Origin of the sequence: Actinomadura napierensis (genome assembly GCF_039529375.1) — a bacterium.
Taxonomy (GTDB): domain Bacteria; phylum Actinomycetota; class Actinomycetes; order Streptosporangiales; family Streptosporangiaceae; genus Spirillospora; species Spirillospora napierensis.
The window spans coordinates 1-19,972 of record NZ_BAAAMR010000040.1; the positions used below are offsets into that span (position 1 = coordinate 1).

A 19,972-nucleotide genomic window follows, 5' to 3' on the forward strand; every position below is an offset into this window, starting at 1 on the left:
CGCCCCGGCGGGGTCCGCCGGTGCGGCGTCGAGCCCGCCGGTGCCCGCGCGGCTCGCGGCGGCGGCGCCCGCGGCGGCGCAGGCGAAGGCGGACGAGCTGGGCCAGATCCCGGTGCTCATGTACCACCGGATCATGGTCAAGCCGCAGCAGTCGCTGGACCGCTCGACCAAGGAGCTGTACGACGAGCTGACGCGGCTCGCCAAGAGCGGGTACGTGCCGATCACCGCGGCGCAGTTCGTCAAGGGCTGGATCGACGTGCCGGCCGGGAAGCATCCGGTGGTGCTGACCTTCGACGACAGCACGCCGGGGCACTTCGGGCTGGACCCGCAGGGCAACCCGAAGCCCGACACCGCGGTGGGGATCATCGAGCGGGTCGCCCGGGAGAACCCGGGGTTCCGTCCGGTGGCGACGTTCTACCTGAACAAGGACCTGTTCGGGATGAGCGGCGTGCAGGCCGGGACGGGACTGAAGTGGCTCACCCAGCACGGGTACGAGATCGCCAACCACACCATGTCGCACCCCGACCTCTCGCACCTGTCCAAGGACGAGGTGTACAAGGAGATCGGCGGCATGGAGGACGAGATCGTCAAGGCGACCGGGACGCACACGACGACGTTCGCCTACCCGTTCGGGGTCGCCCCGCACAAGGCGGCGTGGGCGGAGAAGAAGGACGGCTCGTACGCCTTCCAGGGGATCTTCCTGGCCGGGTGGCGGCCGTCGATGTCGCCGTTCGACGCCAAGTTCGACCGGTGGGCGATCGACCGGGTGCGGTCCGAGGGCAAGATCAAAGAGGACGACTGCAAGCAGTACTGCTCGACGGCCTGGCTGGACTACCTGGACAAGCACCCCGATGAGCGGTACACATCTGACGGAGACCCGAACACGGTGACGTTTCCCAATATGCTCGAGGACCGGCTGGGCAAGCCGTACCGGGCCTGGGCGCGGGTCTACTGAGTGCGCTCCGGCCGCTGGCGCCCGCGCCGGATTGACCAGGCGCGCCGCGTCCCATATCCTGATCGCTGCGCTGTGGGCCTGCGCGCGCTTCGGACGGAGCAGGCTCGCGCTCGGTCAGGTCGGCGACATCGGTTCGGTTCACTGACGCGGTCAGCACCGCGTTCCTTCCGGTTCTCGGCAGGGCGGACGGCCCTCCGCGCACAACCCATACGACTTCCATGTCCGTACCGGAGCCAGCCGACACATGACGAGCAGCACCGAGGCCACCTCGACCACCCCGCAGGTAGCGGTCAACGACATCGGGTCCGAGGAAGCCTTCCTCGCAGCGATCGACGAGACCATCAAGTACTTCAACGACGGCGACATTGTCGAGGGCACTGTCGTCAAGGTCGATCGTGACGAGGTCCTCCTCGACATCGGCTACAAGACCGAGGGCGTCATCCCCTCGCGCGAGCTCTCCATCAAGCACGACGTCGACCCCAACGAGGTCGTCACCGTCGGAGACCACGTCGAGGCCCTCGTCCTCCAGAAGGAGGACAAGGAAGGCCGTCTGATCCTGTCCAAGAAGCGCGCCCAGTACGAGCGCGCCTGGGGCACGATCGAGAAGATCAAGGACGAGGACGGCATCGTCACCGGCACGGTCATCGAGGTCGTCAAGGGCGGCCTCATCCTCGACATCGGCCTGCGCGGCTTCCTGCCCGCCTCGCTGGTGGAGATGCGCCGCGTGCGCGACCTGCAGCCCTACGTCGGCCGCGAGCTCGAGGCCAAGATCATCGAGCTGGACAAGAACCGCAACAACGTGGTCCTGTCCCGCCGCGCCTGGCTGGAGCAGACGCAGAGCGAGGTCCGCCAGACCTTCCTCAACACCCTGCAGAAGGGCCAGGTCCGCAAGGGCGTCGTCTCCTCGATCGTCAACTTCGGCGCGTTCGTCGACCTCGGCGGCGTCGACGGCCTGGTGCACGTCTCCGAGCTGTCCTGGAAGCACATCGACCACCCCTCCGAGGTCGTCGAGGTGGGCCAGGAGGTCACGGTCGAGGTCCTGGACGTCGACATGGAGCGCGAGCGCGTCTCCCTGTCGCTCAAGGCGACCCAGGAAGACCCGTGGCAGCAGTTCGCCCGCACCCACCAGATCGGGCAGGTCGTGCCGGGCCGCGTCACCAAGCTGGTGCCGTTCGGCGCGTTCGTCCGCGTCGAGGAGGGCATCGAGGGCCTGGTGCACATCTCCGAGCTGGCCGAGCGCCACGTGGAGATCCCCGAGCAGGTCGTCCAGGTCGGCGACGAGATCTTCGTGAAGATCATCGACATCGACCTCGACCGGCGCCGGATCAGCCTGTCGCTCAAGCAGGCGAACGAGGGCGCCGCCAGCATGGAGGAAGAGGACTTCGACCCCACGCTGTACGGCATGCCGGCGGAGTACGACGAGCAGGGCAACTACAAGTACCCCGAGGGCTTCGACGCCGACACGGGCGAGTGGCTGCCGGGCTTCGACGAGCAGCGCGAGACCTGGGAGCGGCAGTACGCCGAGGCGCGCACCCGCTTCGACGCGCACCGCAAGCAGATCGAGGAGGCCCGCAAGGCCGAGGCGGAGGCGGAGACCGGCGGTCCCGCGGCCACCACCGCCACCGGCGGCGGCGGGGAGACCTCCTACTCCGGCGGCGGCGAGAGCGAGTCCGGCGGTGGCGCCCTGGCCACCGACGAGGCGCTCGCCGCGCTGCGGGAGAAGCTGTCCGGCGGTCAGTGACCCGTCACTGACCGGCGCGCACGCCCTGGCGTGAGCGCGGCGGCCGGCCGCTCGCCGACCACGCCCGTCCGGGCGGTGGCCGGGGGGTCCGGACCCGCCCTGAGAGGTTGTACTGGCCACGGCCGGAGCGCGATCTGCGGATCGCCTCCGGCCGTGACCGGTTTCACCCGCCGATGTGACCGGTTCCGCTCGTGTCCGGTTCCGCCCGCACGGCGCCCGCCGGGGCCGTAGAGTCCCCTGGGGCCCCAGAACCGGCCGCCGCACCCCCCGTAGGTCCGCTCGTCCCCCGGGAGCACTCGTTCAATTGGCCAGCACAGAGGTAGGCACCAAGACCGGCGGCCCGGCAGCGCCGGGACCGTCGATCGTCCCGCAGGGCCCGGCACGGCTGACGCTCATCGCCACCACCGTCGCGGTGCTGGCGCAGACCCTGCGCTTCTCGCTTCCCCAGATCGACCACTTCGCCGACGGGACGGGCACCGGCCTCGCCGCCGCCGTCGTGGCGGTGGTGTACCTCGCCGGGTTCGCCGCCCCGCTGATCCGGCGCGCCGCCGGCGCGCGGGGGCTGCTGCTCGCGGGGATCGGCGGGCTGTTCGCGGTCCGGCTGCTGGCGCAGGCCGTCGCGCCGCAGGCCTGGCTCGCGTTCGCCGCCACCGCCATCGGCATGATCGCGGTGGCGGCGCTGTACGAGGGCGCCCGCGGCCTGTCCGGCGTCGGGTTCGCCACCGCCACCGTCGCCGGGCTGGCCGCCGACGCGGCCGTGCGGATGTGCTTCGCCACCTGGGACCCGGTCTGGCGGGCCGGGGTCTGGCCGTGGCTGGTCTGCCTGGTGTTCGTCGGCCTCGGCGGTGCGGCGCTCTACCGCGAGCTCGCGTCCGGGGCCGTCGCCGCGCCGGGCATCACCTGGCGGGACGCCCTGGGCGCCGCGGCGTTCGGGCCGTTCCTGGCGCTGCAGGTGCTGGTGCTGTCCAGCCCCGCGTTCGTCGCGTCGTCCGGCTGGATGTCGCTGACCGCCGCGCACGCCACGATCGTCGTCGGGCAGGGCCTCGCGCTGGCGTTCCTGGCCTCCGGCCTCGCCGTGCGGGCGGTACCGGGCGGGGTGTGCGTGTTCGGCGGCACCCTCCTCGGGGTCGGCGCGGGCGCCGTCGCCGGCACCTACGCGGTCTCCGGCGTCGAGGTCGTGCCGATCGTGATCGCCGGGCAGGTGCTGGCGGCGTGGCTGCTGGCGGTGGCCTGCCGGGCGCCGCTGCGCCGCGCCGGGACCGGCGGCCCGGTCTGGCGGATCGACGCCGCCGCGGCCCTCGGCGGCCTGCTGGTCGCGGTGGTCCTCGTCCCGTACCAGGTCAGCGCGGTGACGCCGCTGCCGTTCCCGAACAACCTGCTGCCCGGTCTCGCCGGGATCCTGCTCGGCGCGCTCGCCGCGATCGCGGCGGCCCGGGGCGGGCCGCTGCCCGCGCGGGCCCCGCTGCGGGCCCTCATCGCCGGTGGCGCATCGCTGGTGCTGTTCGCCGGCACCCTGGTGTTCACCGTCGCCGCCCCCGACGGGACGGCGCGGGCGGGGACGCCCGGCCAGGTGCGGCTGCTCACCTACAACGTCCACGACGCCGTCGACCAGGACGGCCGGCTCGACCCCGAGGGGATCGCCCGGACGATCGAGGCGCAGCGCGCGCAGGTCGTCCTGCTGCAGGAGACCGGCCGCGGGTCGCTGCTGTCGGGCACCACCGACGTCGGCGTGTGGCTGTCGCGCCGCCTCGGCATGAAGCTGATCTGGGGCCCGGCCGCCGACGGCCAGTTCGGCAACGCGATCCTCACCTCGCTGCCGGTGAAGGGCTCCGGCACCGGCCGGATGGCGAAGGACGACTGGTCGCAGATCCGCGGCTACGTGTGGGCGCGGCTCGGCGTCGGCGGCACCACCATGGACGTGTGGTCGACGCACCTGGAGGTCGGCAAGGACAAGTCGGAGGAGCGCTCCCGGGAGGTCGCCGCGCTGCTGAGGGCGTGGGCCGGCGCGCCCCGCACCGTCATCGGCGGCGACTTCAACGCCGGGCCCGACAGCCCCGAACTGGCCGACATGAGCACCGGCACCGACCTGCGCAGCGCCGCCCTCGGCGGCGACGCCTCGCCCACCACCGCCGACGGCGAGCGGATCGACTGGATCTTCGGGTCCGACGGGGTCGTCTTCTCCGACCACGAGGTGGTGCGCTCGGACGCCTCCGACCACTATCCCGTCGCGGTCACCGTCCGGGTCGGGAAGTGACGGCGCCCGCGGGCGCCGGGCCCGCTAGGGTCGGGCGCATGAGCGAGCCGACGGTCACGGTCGAGCCGGCGGCCCCGGCCGACGCCGGAGAGGTACTGACGCTGCAGCGCGCCGCCTACGTCACCGAGGCGCAGCTGTACGGCGACCCGTTCATCCCGCCGCTGGTCGAGTCGCTCGAGCAGATGCGCAAGGTGCTGGAGGGGGACGCGGTGGTGCTGAAGGCGGTGCTGGACGGCCGGCTCGTCGGCGCCGTCCGCGCCCAGTTCAGCGACCACACCTGCCTGGTCGGGCGGCTCGTCGTCGCGCCCGACATGCAGGGCGGCGGCATCGGCGGACGGCTGATGCGGGCGCTGGAGGAGGCCGTCGCCGGCCGCGCCGACGCCTGCGTGCTGTTCACCGGGCACCTCAGCGAGGGCAACCTGCGCCTGTACCGGCGGCTCGGCTACGCCGAGACGCACCGCGAGCGGGTCGCCGCGCACCTGACGTTCGTGCACATGCGCAAGACCCTCGTTCCCGCCGAAACCCCCTGAAACCCGCGCCCGCTAGGGTGGGCGCGTGCTGAAAGTGGGACTCACCGGCGGAATCGGGTCGGGCAAGAGCGAGGTGTCCGCGCGGCTGGCCGAGCGCGGCGCGGTGGTCATCGACGCCGACAAGATCGCCCGCGAGGTGGTCGAGCCGGGCACCCCGGGCCTCGCCGCGGTCGTCGCCGAGTTCGGCGAGGACGTGCTGCTGCCGTCCGGCGCCCTCGACCGGGAGAAGGTCGGCAGGATCGTGTTCGCCGACGCTGGCCGGCTCGCCGCGCTGAACGCGATCGTGCACCCGCTGGTGGGGGAGCGGATGCAGGAGCTGATGGACGCCGCCCCCGCCGACGCGATCGTCGTCTACGACGTCCCGCTGCTGGCGGAGAACGGCCTGGCCGGCATGTACGACGCCGTCGTGGTCGTGGACGCGCCCGAGGAGACCCAGCTGGACCGGCTGACGTCCCGCCGCGGCATGACCGAGGAGGACGCCCGTGCCCGCATGGCGAACCAGGCCACCCGCGAGCAGCGCCGCGCCGTCGCCACCCACGTCCTCGACAACTCCGGCACCCTCGACGACCTGAAGTCCCAGATCGACACCCTCTGGCAAACCCTCACCCACCAGGCCACCACCCGCTGAGGGCCTCCACCGGGAGCCTGGACCGCTCGGGGAGGAGATGTGCTCCGCCGTCAGCCGGATCGTGGGTGAGATCCGCAAGATCACCGCTCGCTATGAGGAGATGACGGAGCAGTTGGCCCGCTTGGCGGCCGCGGCCGAAGAGGTAACGCAACAGCGCTCTGCTGCACGACCCTCCCCGAAACCTGAGCCGTCACGCGAGCGCGTTATCTGACCGGTGGGGGCGAAGCCGAAGGCGAGCCCCCACCGGGAAGCTCGCGAAGCGAGGTCGCGCTCGCACAAAGCACGGTCAGGGGCCGAGCCGCCAGGCGAGGCCCCTGGGCCGGGGTTGCTAGAACACAGCGTCCATGGGGAGTTGGCGGACTTCGCGGAGGTAGGTGTCGAGTTCGCCGGGTTCGAAGCGGCACATGCCGACGGCGTACCAGAACTCGGCGGTGGCGTTGCCCTCCCACTTGTAGCGGCCGTCGGGGGCGAGCGCGGCCCAGCCCTCGGCGAGGCCGAGGAGGGTCGCGCGGCGCGCGGGGGCGGACGGGTCGGTGACGTCCCACAGGATGATCGCGCCGTCGTCGCCCGCGGAGGCGAGCTGGGTGCCGTCCGGGCTGAACGCCACCGACCACACGCGGCGGGTGTGGCCGGTGAGGGTGTGCAGCAGGTTCCCCGTTGACGGGTCCCAGAGGCGGACGACGAGGTCGTCGCCGGCGCTGGCGAGCATGGTGCCGGACGGGTGGAACGCGGTGGTCCACAGGCGTCCGGCGTGGCCGCGCAGCTCGTGCAGGGCGTCGCCGGAGGCCGGGTCCCATAGCCGTACCGTGCCGTCGTTTCCCGCGCTGGCGAGGACCTCCCCGGACGGCGCGAACGCCACCTGGTAGACGCGGTCGGTGTGGCCGCGGAACGCCCGGACGAGCTCGCCGTCGCGGGGGTCCCACAGCCGGACGACGCCGTCGTCGCAGCCGGTCGCGACCACGTCGCCGGCGGGGTGGAAGGCGATCGAGCGGACCCGGCCGCGGTGGTCGGCGAGGTTGACGACCTCCCTGCCGCTCGTCCAGTACCAGAGCCGGACGCTGTCGTCGTCGTTGGCGGTGGCGAGGACGTCGCCGCCGGGCGCGAAGGCCTGCGCCCACACGTGGTCGGTCTCGACGTTCAGCTCGCGTTCGAAGGCGCCGGTGCCGGCCTGCCAGAGGTGGACGCCGCCGTCGTTGGTGGCGGTGGCGAGCTGGGAGTCGCGGTCGTTGAACGCGGCGGAGGTGAGGTTGTCGGCGACGCCGCGCAGCTCGCGGATCAGGCGGCCGGTGCGCGGGTCCCAGAGCCGGACGAGGCCGTCGTTGCCGCTGGAGGCCAGCAGCCCGCCGTCCGGGCTGAACGCGACGCCGGTGACGCGGCGGCCGTGGCCGCGCAGCACCACCCGGCACTGGCCGGTCTCGGCGTCCCACAGCCGCGCGGTGCCGTCGTTGCTGCTGGTGGCGAGCTGGTGGCCGTCCGGGCGGAAGGCGAACGGCCAGACGGCGCCGCGGTGCCCGGCGAGTTCGAGGCGCTGCCGGCCGGTCTCGGCGTCCCACAGCCGGACGGACCCGGCGCTGTCGGCGGTGGCGAGGCGGCCGCCGTCCGGGCTGAACGTCGCCTGGTAGATGCCGCCGGCGTGGCCGGAGAGGGTGGCGCGGTGCCGGCCGTCCTCCCACAGCCGGACCGACCCGTCGGTGTCGCCGGTGACCAGCAGGTCGCCGCCGGGGTGGAACGCGATGGCGTAGACGCGGCCGGTGTGGCCGAGCAGCTCCTGCCGGATCTCGCCGGTGCGGATGTCCCAGAGCCGGACGACGCCGGCCTCGTCGCCCGCCGCGAGCACCGAGCCGCCGGGGTGGAACACGGCGCGGAACACCGCGCCGCGGTGCCCGGTCAGCTCGCGCCGCAGCACGCCGGTGGCGAGGTCCCAGACCCGCAGCGTGCCGCCCGCGTCGCCGGTGACCATGAGGGATCCGGCGGGGTCGAACACGGCGGTGTAGACGGGCGCGGTGTGCCCGGCGAGGTCGAGCAGGTGCTCGCCGGTGTCGGCGTCCCACACCCGGATGGTCCCGTCGGCCGCGCCGGCGGCGACGAGGACGCCCCCGGCGGGCGCGCGGCCGCCGACGACGACCGGCCAGACCCCGTCGGGGTGGACGGTGAGGGTGTGCGCGCACCGCCCGGTCGCGAGGTCCCAGAGGCGGACGGTCCCGTCCGCGGACCCGCTGGCGAGGAGGTTCCCGGCGCGGTCGAACGCGACCGCGTAGGCGCGGTCGCGGTGGCCCTGCAGGGTGCGCAGCGGGGTGCCGGTGACGGCGTCGCAGACCAGCACGCCGCCGTCCTCGCTGCCGACGGCGAGGACGGACCCGCCGGGGCTGTAGGCGAGCGGCTGCGGCAGCCGGCTGGTCTGGAAGTGGAAGCCGTAGGGGACGCCGACGGCGGCGGGCGCGACCTGGATGTCGATGGGGCGGCCGGGGGCGATGGCGGCCTCCCGGAGTTCGGGGGCGGCGGCGAACCGGTCGCGCAGGTCGGCGTCGACGAGCGCGGCGCGCGTCCAGCGGCTGCCCTCGACGGCGGCGTCGCGCAGGTCGGCGCGGGCGAGCCGGGCCCGCGACAGGTCGGCGCCGCGCAGGTCCGCGCCGGTCAGCTTCGCCTCGTCCAGCCGCGCGCCGGCGAGCGTGGCGTCGCGCAGCACCGCGCGCGACAGGTTCGCGCCGACGAGCTGCGCGTCGGTGAGGTCGGCGCCGGTGAGGTCGACCTCCTGCAGGTCGCGGTAGGACAGGTCCTCGCCCTGCAGGCGGGCGCCGCGCAGGTCGGTGCTCGCCGGGGTGCGCAGCCGGGTGGTGACGCGGATGGCGTTGGCGCGGGCGATGTCGTCGGCGCCGGGGTCGGCGAGCACGCCCGCGGCCCAGTCCTGGCAGGCGCGGGTGTCGGCGAGGTCGCACAGGAAGTCGACGGTGAGCTGCGACAGCGCCCGCCGGCTCAGCGCCGCCGGGGCGGCGCCGCGCGCGAACTCGCCCGCGATGTGCCGGGCGACGAGCCACTCCATCACCGAGCCGTGGATGAACCCGAACAGGCCCTCGTCGGTGCGGACGAGGAGGCTGCCCGCGCCGACCGCGTGCGTCACCTGGTGCGGCGACAGCCGTCCCTCGGCGAGGCCGGTGAGGGTGTCGGCGACGTCGGCGAGCTCGGCCAGCCGCAGGAACTGCTCGTTGCCCTCCCACAGCCGCAGCGCCAGCGTCCCGACCGCCTCCCACATGTCGTCGGTGCCGAGCCCGGACGGCCCGCCGCCGCCGCGGACCCGCTCGGCCTCGTACGCCAGCCACGACGACAGGATCTCGTGGTAGAGGTCGGCGGGGCTGACCGTCGCGCGGGCCTGCGCGACGGCGCGCAGCCGGTCCTCGGGCAGGTCGGCGATGAAGCTCAGCATGCGCGGGTTGGACGTCAGCGCGAGCAGCTCCTCGATGCCCGACAGCAGGCCGAGGCGGTCCTCGGCGGCGTCCTCGTCGCCGTACCGGTTCACCAGGTAGGAGCGGACCTGCCGGGGCGTGAACTCCTCCAGCCCGAGCACCCGCCGGTGCGGCAGCACCCCGACCTTCTCGCCGAGCGCGGTCAGCACCTGCGCCTGCGACTTGAAGTGCTGCGTGCGGCTCGCCACCACGATCTTGGCCTTGTCCTGCGCGGCCTGCAGCAGCGTGTCGAGGTGGTCGGCGGCCTGGTCGTAGGTCACCCGCGTGACCAGCTCGTCGAACCCGTCGAACAGCAGCACGATGCGGCCCTGCCGCAGCATGTAGTGGAACGCCTTGAGGTCGATCAGCTCCTCACCGTGGTTGGCCAGGTGTGCGGCGACGAGGCCGTCCACCGAGTGCGCCTTGTCGAGCGCGCGCAGCTCGATGAGGATCGGGACGACGTGCGGCAGCTCCTCGGGGATGCGGCGGGCCAGTTCGCGCAGCGCGAACGTCTTGCCGCGGCCGAAGTCGCCCAGCAGCAGCAGGAACCGGCCGTGGTCGGCGGCCAGCAGCCGCAGCATCTCGCCGACGACGTCCTCCTCGACGCCGACCCCCTCCGCGGGCTCCTCGCTCGGCGGGGGCTCCGCCCGGAACCGGTCCAGCTCGCGGAAGCGCTGCGGGACGTACAGCGACGGCGGGTACAGCCCGCCCGCCGACAGCCGACCGGTCTGCGCCGACACGTACTCCGACAGGTCCAGCAGGCCCTGGAACTCGGTGAGGCTGCGGACGCGGATGCCGCGGCGCAGCGCGTCCGCGCGCAGCGAGCGCGGCGGCGCCGGCCCGAGGTACACCAGTTCGGAACCGTGGTCGGCGCCGTCGGCGTGCACGTGCCGCACGAACGCGTCCACGTCCGCCCCGGTCACCTGCCCGACGTGCGCGCCGATCCGGTACTGCCGGACGAACCCGTCCTCCATGTGGGTGAGCAGCAGGTGGGGCGGGTCGGCGCGGCCGTCCTCGCCGGCGTTTCCAGAGAGCCGCGGCGGGACGACGCGCCGGATCGTCGCGCGCTCGAACCGGGTCTCGCACGCCTCGGTGAGCCGGTCGAGCAGCCGGGCCGTCGGGTCGGGCGCGGGATCGGCAGGGCCGTCGGCGAGCCCGCCGCCGCCCAGTTCCGGTACGGGACCGGAGGGCCCGGGAGGCGTCGCCCGCGCGCGCGGCGGGAACGTTCCCTCGATCTGAGACCAGGGGATCTCCAGGCGCTCGGGGCCGCGCCGTGCGGCCTCCTCGGGGATCCACCGTTCGAGCCCGTCCGGCCGCAGGACGACGGTCTGGTGCCGCCCGGGGCCGAGCGCCGGAACCGAGGGGACGCCGGAGCCCAGCAGGGGCACGGCGCCGAAATCGGACTCGGTGCCCTGGAAGAACAGGTTGAGGTGGCCGCCCAGGAGCGTCTCCACCGTGTCGGGATCGCGCAGCGCCCCCGCCTCGCCGGCGATGGGCGTGTGCTCGACCGCCCCCAGGCGCAGCCAGCCCTCGCCCTCGAAATGGCGGAGCCGCTCGTTGAACCAGGCGGCCTGCGCCTGCCCGACCCGCCCGTACCGGTCCTCCTCGCGGTGCGACTGCGGCAGCGTCGAGTTGAGCCCGGCCACCACCACCTTCAGGTCGGGGACCGGGAACAGCGTCCACGGCTGCGCGCTGTCGAAGATCAGCGAGTCCAGGCCCTGGTAGAACTCCTTGAACAGGTTCGCGAAGTGCCGCCATTTCGGCCAGTACGGCGGCTGCGGCTCGATGTCGTCGGCCTCGCAGCTGGAGAAGTAGGCCTGGCAGGCCGCCTTCGTCACGTCGTGCGTGCCCGGGACCAGCACCACGCGCTGCGCCTCCAGGCCGAGCAGCGCGCGCAGGCTGGTCAGGAACGACAGCGCCTCGGCGAACTCCTTGCGGCTGCCGGAGTGGGTGAGGTTGCCGGTGACGACCAGCAGGTCGGGGCGCGGCACGTCCGCGTCGGCCAGCCGCGTCACATCGCTCCAGATGCGGTCCTGCAGCTCGGCCGCCGACGTCGGTTCGCCCGGCTCGGCGAGCGTCCGGCCGAACCGCGGGCCCGACACGTGCAGCACGCTCAGGTGCTCGCGGGGCTCGTGGCCGCCGCGCGCGGACGGGAACGCCGGCGCCGCCACGGGCGCGCGCCGCGCCGGCCGCTCGCCCGCCGGATCCGGCCCGCCCTGCGCCCCCTCGCCCGATCCGGCGTTCTCGACGCGGCCCACGATCGCCGTACGGCCGCCGCCGGCGCCCGGCCCGACCCCCGGGAAGCCCGGGCCGTCCGAAGGGCGCGCGTGGCCGACCAGCGCCTCCTGGATGCGCCGCATCAGCAGCCCCCGCGCCTCGTCCGGGTCCTCGACGCCGACGAGGTCCACGTACGTGATCGTCGACAGCAGCCCGTCGATCGGGCAGTCCTCGATCCGCACCGTGACGAGCTTGCGGGCCGGGTCGTCGGGATCGGCCCGCAGCGCCGCCATCCACTCCAGCCGCCCGTACCGCGAGCGCAGGTAGTTGCGCGACAGCACCGCCACCACGGCCTTGGCCTCCGACAGCCCCCGGTCCATGAAGTCGATGAAGTTCGTGCCGGGGACGAAGTCCCACGCCTGCATCATCGTCCGGTGCCCGGCCGCCTCCAGCTGCCAGGCGATCCAGGACGCCCACCGCTCGTCGGCGGGCGAGTAGCTGACGAAGAAGTCGGTGGGACGCTCCTGCCGTGGGGGGCCGCCGGGGGGAGTCATGCGCTCAGTATCCACCGCCGGGCGGCGATCGCCGGTGCGCCGGGCCGGTTATGGGATCATGGCGCGCGTGTCGCCCCCGATCGAGACCGCCGCCCGCGCGGCACGCTCGCTGGGCGTTCTCGACTGGATCCGCATCGGCGTGCTGGCGCTCGGCGTGCTGTTCGTCGCGACCGGCCTGCTGCCCGCCGACTCCGCCCGGTCCAGCCTCGGACGCATCGCCCCGCTGCTGCTGTTCCTGTTCGCCATCATCGTGCTCGCGGAGCTGACCAAGGAGGCCGGCGTCTTCGACGCGATCGCGCAGCGGATGGCGCGCGCGGGACGCGGCCGCTACGCCGCCCTGTTCCTGCTGTGCGTGGCGTTCGCGTCGGTCAACACCGTCTTCCTCAACCTCGACACGACGGCGGTACTGCTCACACCCGTCATGCTGGCGCTCGCGGCGCGCGCGCGGATAGCCGCCCTGCCGCTCGCCATGACGACGGTGTGGCTGGCCAACACCGCCAGCCTCCTGCTGCCGGTCTCCAACCTGACCAACCTGCTCGCCGCCGACCGGGTGGCGCTGGAGACCCCCGAGTTCGCGGCCCGCATGTGGCTGCCGCAGGCGGCGGTGCTGGCCGTCACCATGGCGCTGCTGTGGGTGTTCTACTGGCGGCGCCGCATGCGCGGCGCGGACACCTACGACCCGCCGGATCCCGTCCCCGTCCGGGACCGGGTGCTGTTCTCCGCGACCGGGCTGGCGTGCCTGCTGTTCATCGGGGCGATCCTCGCGGGCGTCCACACCGGCGTCCAGCTCGGCATCGCCACGACCGTGGCCGCCGCCGTGGCCGTCGCCGCGTTCGCCGTCCGGGACCGGTCGGCGCTGCGCCCCGCGCTCATCCCGTGGCAGCTGATGGTCTTCGTCACCGGGCTGTTCCTCGTCGTCCCCACCCTGGAGCGCTACGGGCTGGACGACGCAATGCGGGCGCTCGTCGGCGCCGACGACGGCGTCTCCGGCGCGCTGCGGGCCGGGTTCTCCGGCGCGGGCCTGTCGAACGTCCTGAACAACCTGCCCGCCTATGTCGCGGGGGAGTCCGCGGTACCGGCGGCCAACCAGGACCAGCTGCTCTCACTGCTCGTCGGGACGAACGTGGGGCCCGTCATCACCCCGTGGGGGTCGCTCGCCACCCTGCTGTGGTTCGAATGGTGCCGCCGGTGGGACGTGCGCGTCCCGCTGCGCAAGTTCGTCCTGACGGGAACGGTCCTGGCGGTGCTGGGATGCGCCGCCGCGGTCGGGACACTGCTGCTCACCCGCTGAACGCGTACGCGCGCAGGCCGTCGCGCGAGGCTCAAAGGGCGGTCGCGGTCGCGGCCGTGGTCTCCAGCAGGCGGTCGAGTAGCTCCGGACGCGCCGCCACGAAGCTCAGCTCCGACGGCGGGCGGTCGATGCCCAGCTCGTACGGCTCCCCGTCCAGGCGCCGCAGCTCCGCGCCCGCCTCCGCCGCCAGCAGCGCCCCCGCGGGAAGGTCCACGATCTCCGGCAGATACCCCACGAACCCGTCGATGTCGCCGCGCGCCAGCATCGCCCACCCCACCAGCGGCGCCCACAGCTGCAGCATCCGCGCGCACCGGGCCTCCACACCGGACCGCAGCCGGAACGCCGCGGCGTCGTCCGGCCGCACCTGATGCCCCTGCGTCCACGCCAGCACCGGGTTGTCCTCGCGCCCGGGCCTCGGCCGCTCCGGCAGTGTCAGCGGCGCCCCGTCCGGGCCCAGAGCGCCCTTGCCGTGCAGCGCCGACCAGGTGCGTCCCGTCACCGGGTCATGGACGACGCCGAGCACCGGCTCCGCGCGCGCACACAGCGCCAGGCCGACCGCGTACACCGGCATGCCGATGGCGACGTTGTTGGTGCCGTCCAGTGGATCGACCAGCCACACCATCTCCTCGCCCGGCGCGCCCTCCAGGATCCCGGACTCCTCCGCGATGATGCGGTGCCCCGGGTACGCGGCCCGCAGCCGCTCCAGGATCAGCGCCTCGGCGGCCGTGTCCAGCTCCGTCACCACGTCCCCGGCGGAGCCCTTCGGACGGGCGTCCACCGGCCCGTCCACCCGGGACCGCAGCAGCGTCCCCGCGGCCTCCGCCGCCTCGACCGCCACCCGCCGGGCCTCGGCGAGATCGACCGGGAGGGGCGGGGACGGGGCGCTGGTTCTCATCGGACCTCTCCAGTCGTGTCCATGCCCGCCTACCGGCGGGCCGAGCGGCACCGGCGCCCGTACGGGCCGGAGGGTTCCTCGGAAAGGGACGGTGGTTCGTGGGACAGGGACGGCGGTTCCTGGGACACGGACGCGGTGCGGGTGCTGGGCCCGGGATGCGCGGCGGCGACCCGGCGCGCCGACCGCAGCAGCGCCCGCACCGTGTCGTCCGGATCGCTGCGAGCACGGCGCACCTGGTGCGTCGGGACGTCCAGCGGCCCGAGCGAGAGGTCGCCGCCACCGGGCGTCTGCCGCCCGAGGGCCACCGTCGCCGCGTCCAGCCCGTCCTCGATGAGCGTGCTGTGGAACACCCCGGCGGGCAGCGTGTACGACTCACCGGTCCGGTGCGCCGCCGAGGGCCCGGGACGGTAGCGGACGGCCCGGCCCGTCGCCCTCAGCTCGTCCACCTCCCCCCGGCTCACGACCTCGAAGACCTGCCCCGCGCTGCCGGGCGCGGCCCCGCCCGCTTCGCCGGGCCCCTCCCGCACGTCCATCCGGACGTTGCGCACCGTCCCGTACAGCACGAAGCTGAGCAGGTCCCAGCTGTGGCAGTGCACCGGCGACGTCGTGGACGGGGCCGGCCGCACCTCCGGCGTCCAGATGTGCAGGCACACCCCCAGATCGCCGCTGCGCTCCACCGGGAGGCACAGGAAGCCCAGGGGATGGCGCACCGCCGGAACCGGCGAGCGGCCCGCCGCGACGTCCTCCAGGACCCGCACGGCCCACGCCGGCAGTGTCCGCGCGGCCCTGCCCGCGCGGATGTCCCCCTGGATCTCGTCGTACCTCATCTCCGCCCCGTCACGCCGTCCTCACTCGTAGGGGTCCTTCGCCCGCAGCGCCTTGCGGATGATCTCGATGACGTCCCGGTCGGTGTAGGAGGGCGCCAGCTCGATGCCGATCACCTCGAAGAGCTTGCGGACCTCCTCGACGGTCGGCTCGTCGTCCAGCGGCGCCAGCCTGGCCTGCTCGACCGGGACCCGGCGCGCCTGGTCCAGGCTCGTCTGCAGCTCCGCGCTCATCCAGCTGTAGTAGAACTTGTTGCTGTCGACCACCAGCGCCTCGCCGCGCGGGTCGTCGCGGGTCACCACCAGCCGCGAGGCCGCCAGGTCGTAGCGCAGCGTCGTCATCGTTCGCGCCAGGCCGATGTCGATGTCGAGCATCGCGAAGCGCTGCTTGTGCCAGCACGCCGCCAGCAGCGTCGCGTACGCCTCCTTGCGGGTGCGCTCCAGCGTCCACTTCTCGCCCGTCGCGTCCGGTGCGTCCGACACCGACCGGCGGTGACGGGCGTACGCCTCGCACACCTCCACGTCGGTCGGGTCCAGGATCTCCATCCGGAACAGCAGCGTGCGGCGCTCCCTGCGGGCGGCCGCCACGCACTCCGGGAGCGTCTTGGCGCGGATGTAGGTCCCGGTGCCGCCCTTGAAGAACCACCGGTCGGTGTCGCGCCGCGCCTCCTCCAGCACCTGCCCGACCTGCCCGCCGCTGATCACGCGGACGACCGCCGTCTCGTCCAGCGCCCGCTTGGTGCCCGCCAGCACGTCCTCGAACTGCTCGATGTGCGCCAGCTTGCCGCGCAGGTCGTCGAGCGTGGACGAGGACGCGCGCAGCGTGTCGCGCACCTCGGCCTCCACCGGGATCCGGCGGCCCCGGTCGCGCAGCACCGCCGTGGCCAGCAGCCCGACCACCGCGAGGATGGCGCTGTTGGTGATCTCGTTCTCGTCCGGCAGGTTCACCCCGAGGCCGAGCACCGCGACCGTGATCGCCAGCACCAGCGCGATGAAGGCGTCGGCGTTCTTCCCGAGCCAGTTGGCGAAGCGGATCATCGTCGGCGGCCACCCCGTCCTAGTCGGCGCCGTCATCGTAACCACAGCACCGGGACGGCGGGAAAGCCCCGCACGCAGGGGGCAGCGGGCGCCGGCGGGCCACACCGCCGTCACCTGCGCGAAGCCGGCCCGCGCCGGCCGTCCCCATCGCGGGAGGTTCCGGTCCTCTGGCCTGCCTATAGGCTCATCGCATGCACCTGCGGGGCTGGTGGTCGGCGGCGTGGCCGACGCGGCGTTCACGCGCGCTGGACGTCACCCTGGCCGTGTCCTTCGCCGTGCTGGACGGCCTCTTCCTGTGGTTCACCCCCCAGGACTTCTGGCTGCCGCACACCGTCACCTCGGCGTGCAGCGTCATCCTCGGCCTGAGCACCGTGGTGCGGCGTCGGCATCCCGTCGCGCTGGCGGTGTTCGCGACGGCGTTCAGCGCCGTCACCGGCGGCGGGGCGTTCGTCGTCCTGGTGATCCTTTACTCGCTGGCCGCCTACGCCACCTCCCGCCGCACCGTCCTGGGGATCGCGGCGCTGAGCTACGCCGCCGGGCTGGCCTTCCCGGGGCCGACGGCGAGCGACGACACGTTCCTCGTCCAGGCGATCTTCGGGACCACCTTCACCGCGGTGCCCGTCCTGCTCGGCCTCTACATGGGCGCGCGCAAGCAGCTCCTGGCCTCCCTCCAGGAACGCACCGCGCGCCTGGAACGCGAGCAGCACCTCCTGGCGGAGCGCGCGCGGGGCGAGGAGCGCACCCGCATCGCCCGTGAGATGCACGACGTGGTCGCCAACCGCATCAGCGTCATGGTCGTCCACGCCGGCGCGCTCAAGGCCGTCGCCGCCCGCGACCCCGGACGGGCCGCCGAGACCGCCGCCGTCATCGGCGACATGGGGCGGCAGGCCCTGGAGGAACTGCGGCACGTCATCGGCGTCCTGCGGCAGGGCGAGGAGGCCCTCCCGCAGGAGGCCGTCACCCTCGCGCACGTGCGCGAGCTGGTCGGCCAGTCCGGCGCGGCGGGGCTGCGCGTCGTCCTGTCCGTCCGCGGGGTGGAACGTCCCATGCCGTCCGCGGTGGGCCGGACGCTCTACCGGCTCGTCCAGGAGGCCCTGACCAACGTGCACAAGCACGCCGGCGCCGCCGACACCCGCGTCGATCTCGGGCTGCTGCCCGAGGCCATCGAGGTGGAGGTGGCCAACGAGCCGCCCACCGCGCCGCCCGCGCACGACCTGCCGAGCGGCGGGCACGGCCTGGTCGGGCTGCGCGAGCGGGTCACCGCCCTCGGCGGCAGCTTCGAGGCAGGCCCGCGCGGCGGCGGCTACGCCGTCCGCGCCCGGCTGCCGCTGCCCGCCTCATGATCCCCTGCCTGCCGGTCTGACCTGCGGAAATATCGGAGGGTCCGCGATTGTCGTACCTGCTGCATAGAGTGGGCGGCAAGTGAGGGAAGACCCAGGGGGAGAGGCGATCATGCGGCCGATCACGGACCTGCGGCGCCGCGTGGCGCCGTTCGAGGTCGTCACCGAGATGACGCCGTCGGGCGACCAGCCGCAGGCCATCGCCGAGCTGGCCGGGCGCGTCGAGCGCGGCGACGCCGACTCGGTGCTGCTGGGCGCCACCGGCACCGGCAAGACCGCCACCATCGCGTGGCTGGTCGAGAAGCTCCAGCGGCCCGTGCTGGTCATGCAGCCGAACAAGACGCTGGCCGCCCAGTTCGCCAACGAGCTGCGCGAGATGATGCCCGGCAACGCCGTCGAGTACTTCGTCTCCTACTACGACTACTACCAGCCCGAGGCGTACATCCCGCAGACCGACACCTACATCGAGAAGGACTCCTCGATCAACGACGAGGTCGACCGGCTGCGGCACTCGGCGACCAACTCGCTGCTCACCCGCCGCGACACCATCGTCGTCGCGTCGGTGTCGTGCATCTACGGCCTCGGCACCCCGCAGGAGTACGTCGACCGGATGGTCCGGCTGCGCGTCGGCCAGGAGATCGACCGCGACGACCTGCTCCGCCAGCTCGTCGGCATGCAGTACTCCCGCAACGACCTGGCGTTCACCCGCGGCACCTTCCGGGTCCGCGGCGACACCATCGAGATCATCCCGCAGTACGAGGAGCTCGCCGTCCGGATCGAGATGTTCGGCGACGAGATCGAGAAGCTCGCCACCCTGCACCCCCTCACCGGCGAGGTCATCACCGAGGACGAGGAGCTGTACGTCTTCCCCGCCTCCCACTACGTCGCCGGCCCCGAGCGGATGGAGCGCGCGATCCGCGACATCGAGGCCGAGCTGGAGGAGACCCTCGCCGCCATGGAGCGGCAGGGCAAGATGCTCGAGGCGCAGCGGCTGCGGATGCGCACCACCTACGACATTGAGATGATGCGCCAGGTCGGCACCTGCTCCGGCATCGAGAACTACTCCCGGCACATCGACGGCCGCGACGCCGGCACCGCGCCCAACACCCTCCTCGACTACTTCCCCGAGGACTTCCTCCTCGTCGTCGACGAGTCGCACCAGACCGTCCCGCAGATCGGCGCGATGTACGAGGGCGACGCGTCCCGCAAGCGGATGCTGGTCGAGCACGGCTTCCGGCTCCCGTCCGCGATGGACAACCGGCCGCTGAAGTGGGAGGAGTTCCTCGACCGCATCGGCCAGACCGTCTACCTGTCGGCGACGCCCGGCTCCTACGAGATGAACCGGGTCAAGGGCGACGTCGTCGAGCAGGTCATCCGCCCCACCGGCCTGATCGACCCGGAGATCGTCGTCAAGCCGACCAAGGGCCAGATCGACGACCTGATCCACGAGATCCGGCTGCGCACCGAGCGCGACGAGCGCGTCCTGGTCACCACCCTCACCAAGAAGATGTCCGAGGACCTCACCGACTACCTCCTCGAACTCGGCATCCAGGTCCGCTACCTGCACAGCGAGGTCGACACGCTGCGCCGCATCGAGCTGCTGCGCGAGCTGCGCGCCGGCGAGTTCGACGTGCTGGTCGGCATCAACCTGCTGCGCGAGGGCCTCGACCTGCCCGAGGTGTCGCTGGTGGCGATCCTGGACGCCGACAAGGAGGGCTTTCTGCGCTCGGAGACGTCCCTCATCCAGACGATCGGCCGCGCCGCCCGCAACGTCTCCGGTCAGGTGCACATGTACGCCGACACCGTCACCCCGTCGATGGAGCGCGCGATCGACGAGACGAACCGGCGCCGCGCCAAGCAGCAGGCCTACAACACCGAGCACGGCATCGAGCCGACGGCGCTGCGCAAGCGGATCGCCGACATCCTCGACTCCCTCGCCCGCGAGGACGCCGACACCGAGACCCTCATCGGCGGCGCCGGCCGCCAGCAGAGCCGCGGCAAGGCGCCCGTCCCCGGCCTCGCGTCCCGCACCAAGGAAGTCGGCCGGCATGCCGCCGACCTGGTCGGCGAGCGCCCCCGCGAGGAGCTGGAGGGCCTCATCGAGCAGATGACCGAGCAGATGCACCAGGCCGCCGCCGACCTGCAGTTCGAGCTCGCCGCCCGGCTCCGCGACGAGATCAAGGAGCTCAAGCGCGAACTCCGCGAGATGAAGGAGGCCGGCGTCAGGTAACCCCGCCCGCCGCCCGGAAATCCGGTACCCGTCGA

The 19,972-nt window shown here is 73.4% G+C and carries 12 protein-coding genes; 8 read left to right on the forward strand and 4 right to left on the reverse strand.

Features of this window, described 5'->3' with window-relative positions:
- The 5 genes from ABD296_RS22425 to coaE all read left to right on the forward strand — a co-directional run.
- Positions 1-955: polysaccharide deacetylase family protein (locus tag ABD296_RS22425; protein ID WP_344270252.1), on the forward strand; the 955-nt coding region annotated here is incomplete at its 5' end.
- 244 nt (positions 956-1,199) lie between these two features.
- Positions 1,200-2,696 (forward strand): 30S ribosomal protein S1, encoded by a 1,497-nt coding sequence (gene rpsA / locus ABD296_RS22430; RefSeq protein ID WP_344270255.1) that lies wholly within the window; start codon positions 1,200-1,202, stop codon positions 2,694-2,696.
- A 304-nt stretch (positions 2,697-3,000) separates the two neighbouring features.
- Positions 3,001-4,950 carry an endonuclease/exonuclease/phosphatase family protein gene (locus ABD296_RS22435; protein WP_344270258.1) on the forward strand — a complete coding sequence of 650 codons (1,950 nt, stop codon included), beginning with the start codon at positions 3,001-3,003 and terminating at the stop codon, positions 4,948-4,950.
- A gap of 38 nt (positions 4,951-4,988) precedes the next feature.
- Positions 4,989-5,480, forward strand: a complete 492-nt coding sequence (locus tag ABD296_RS22440; RefSeq protein ID WP_344270261.1) for a GNAT family N-acetyltransferase — start codon at positions 4,989-4,991, stop codon at positions 5,478-5,480.
- A 25-nt stretch (positions 5,481-5,505) separates the two neighbouring features.
- Entirely contained in the window at positions 5,506-6,108 is a 603-nt protein-coding gene (gene coaE / locus ABD296_RS22445) for a dephospho-CoA kinase (RefSeq protein ID WP_344270264.1), read from the forward strand.
- 328 nt (positions 6,109-6,436) lie between these two features.
- Here coaE and ABD296_RS22450 read toward each other — a convergent pair whose 3' ends face one another.
- Positions 6,437-12,319, reverse strand: coding sequence for a WD40 domain-containing protein (locus tag ABD296_RS22450; protein WP_344270267.1), 5,883 nt, complete (start codon positions 12,317-12,319; stop codon positions 6,437-6,439).
- A 67-nt stretch (positions 12,320-12,386) separates the two neighbouring features.
- Here ABD296_RS22450 and ABD296_RS22455 point away from each other — a divergent pair, with 67 nt between their 5' ends.
- Positions 12,387-13,610: an ArsB/NhaD family transporter gene (locus ABD296_RS22455; RefSeq protein ID WP_344270268.1), complete on the forward strand. Its 1,224-nt coding sequence runs from the start codon at positions 12,387-12,389 to the stop codon at positions 13,608-13,610.
- Between the two features lie 31 nt (positions 13,611-13,641).
- Here the strand turns inward: ABD296_RS22455 and ABD296_RS22460 are convergent, their stop codons facing one another.
- From ABD296_RS22460 to ABD296_RS22470, 3 genes are read right to left on the reverse strand one after another with little or no spacing between them, the layout of a single operon-like run.
- Positions 13,642-14,505 (reverse strand): inositol monophosphatase family protein, encoded by an 864-nt coding sequence (locus ABD296_RS22460; protein WP_344270271.1) that lies wholly within the window; start codon positions 14,503-14,505, stop codon positions 13,642-13,644.
- Between the two features lie 29 nt (positions 14,506-14,534).
- Positions 14,535-15,332: a hypothetical protein gene (locus tag ABD296_RS22465; protein WP_344270273.1), complete on the reverse strand. Its 798-nt coding sequence runs from the start codon at positions 15,330-15,332 to the stop codon at positions 14,535-14,537.
- 21 nt (positions 15,333-15,353) lie between these two features.
- Entirely contained in the window at positions 15,354-16,403 is a 1,050-nt protein-coding gene (locus ABD296_RS22470) for a hypothetical protein (protein ID WP_344270275.1), read from the reverse strand.
- Positions 16,404-16,558: 155 nt separating this feature from the next.
- Between ABD296_RS22470 and ABD296_RS22475 the strand changes: the two genes are divergently transcribed.
- On the forward strand, positions 16,559-17,710 hold the full coding sequence (locus ABD296_RS22475; protein ID WP_344270277.1) for a sensor histidine kinase: 1,152 nt from the start codon (positions 16,559-16,561) through the stop codon (positions 17,708-17,710).
- A 109-nt stretch (positions 17,711-17,819) separates the two neighbouring features.
- Entirely contained in the window at positions 17,820-19,937 is a 2,118-nt protein-coding gene (gene uvrB, locus ABD296_RS22480; RefSeq protein ID WP_344270278.1) for an excinuclease ABC subunit UvrB, read from the forward strand.
- Positions 19,938-19,972 lie beyond the last annotated feature (35 nt).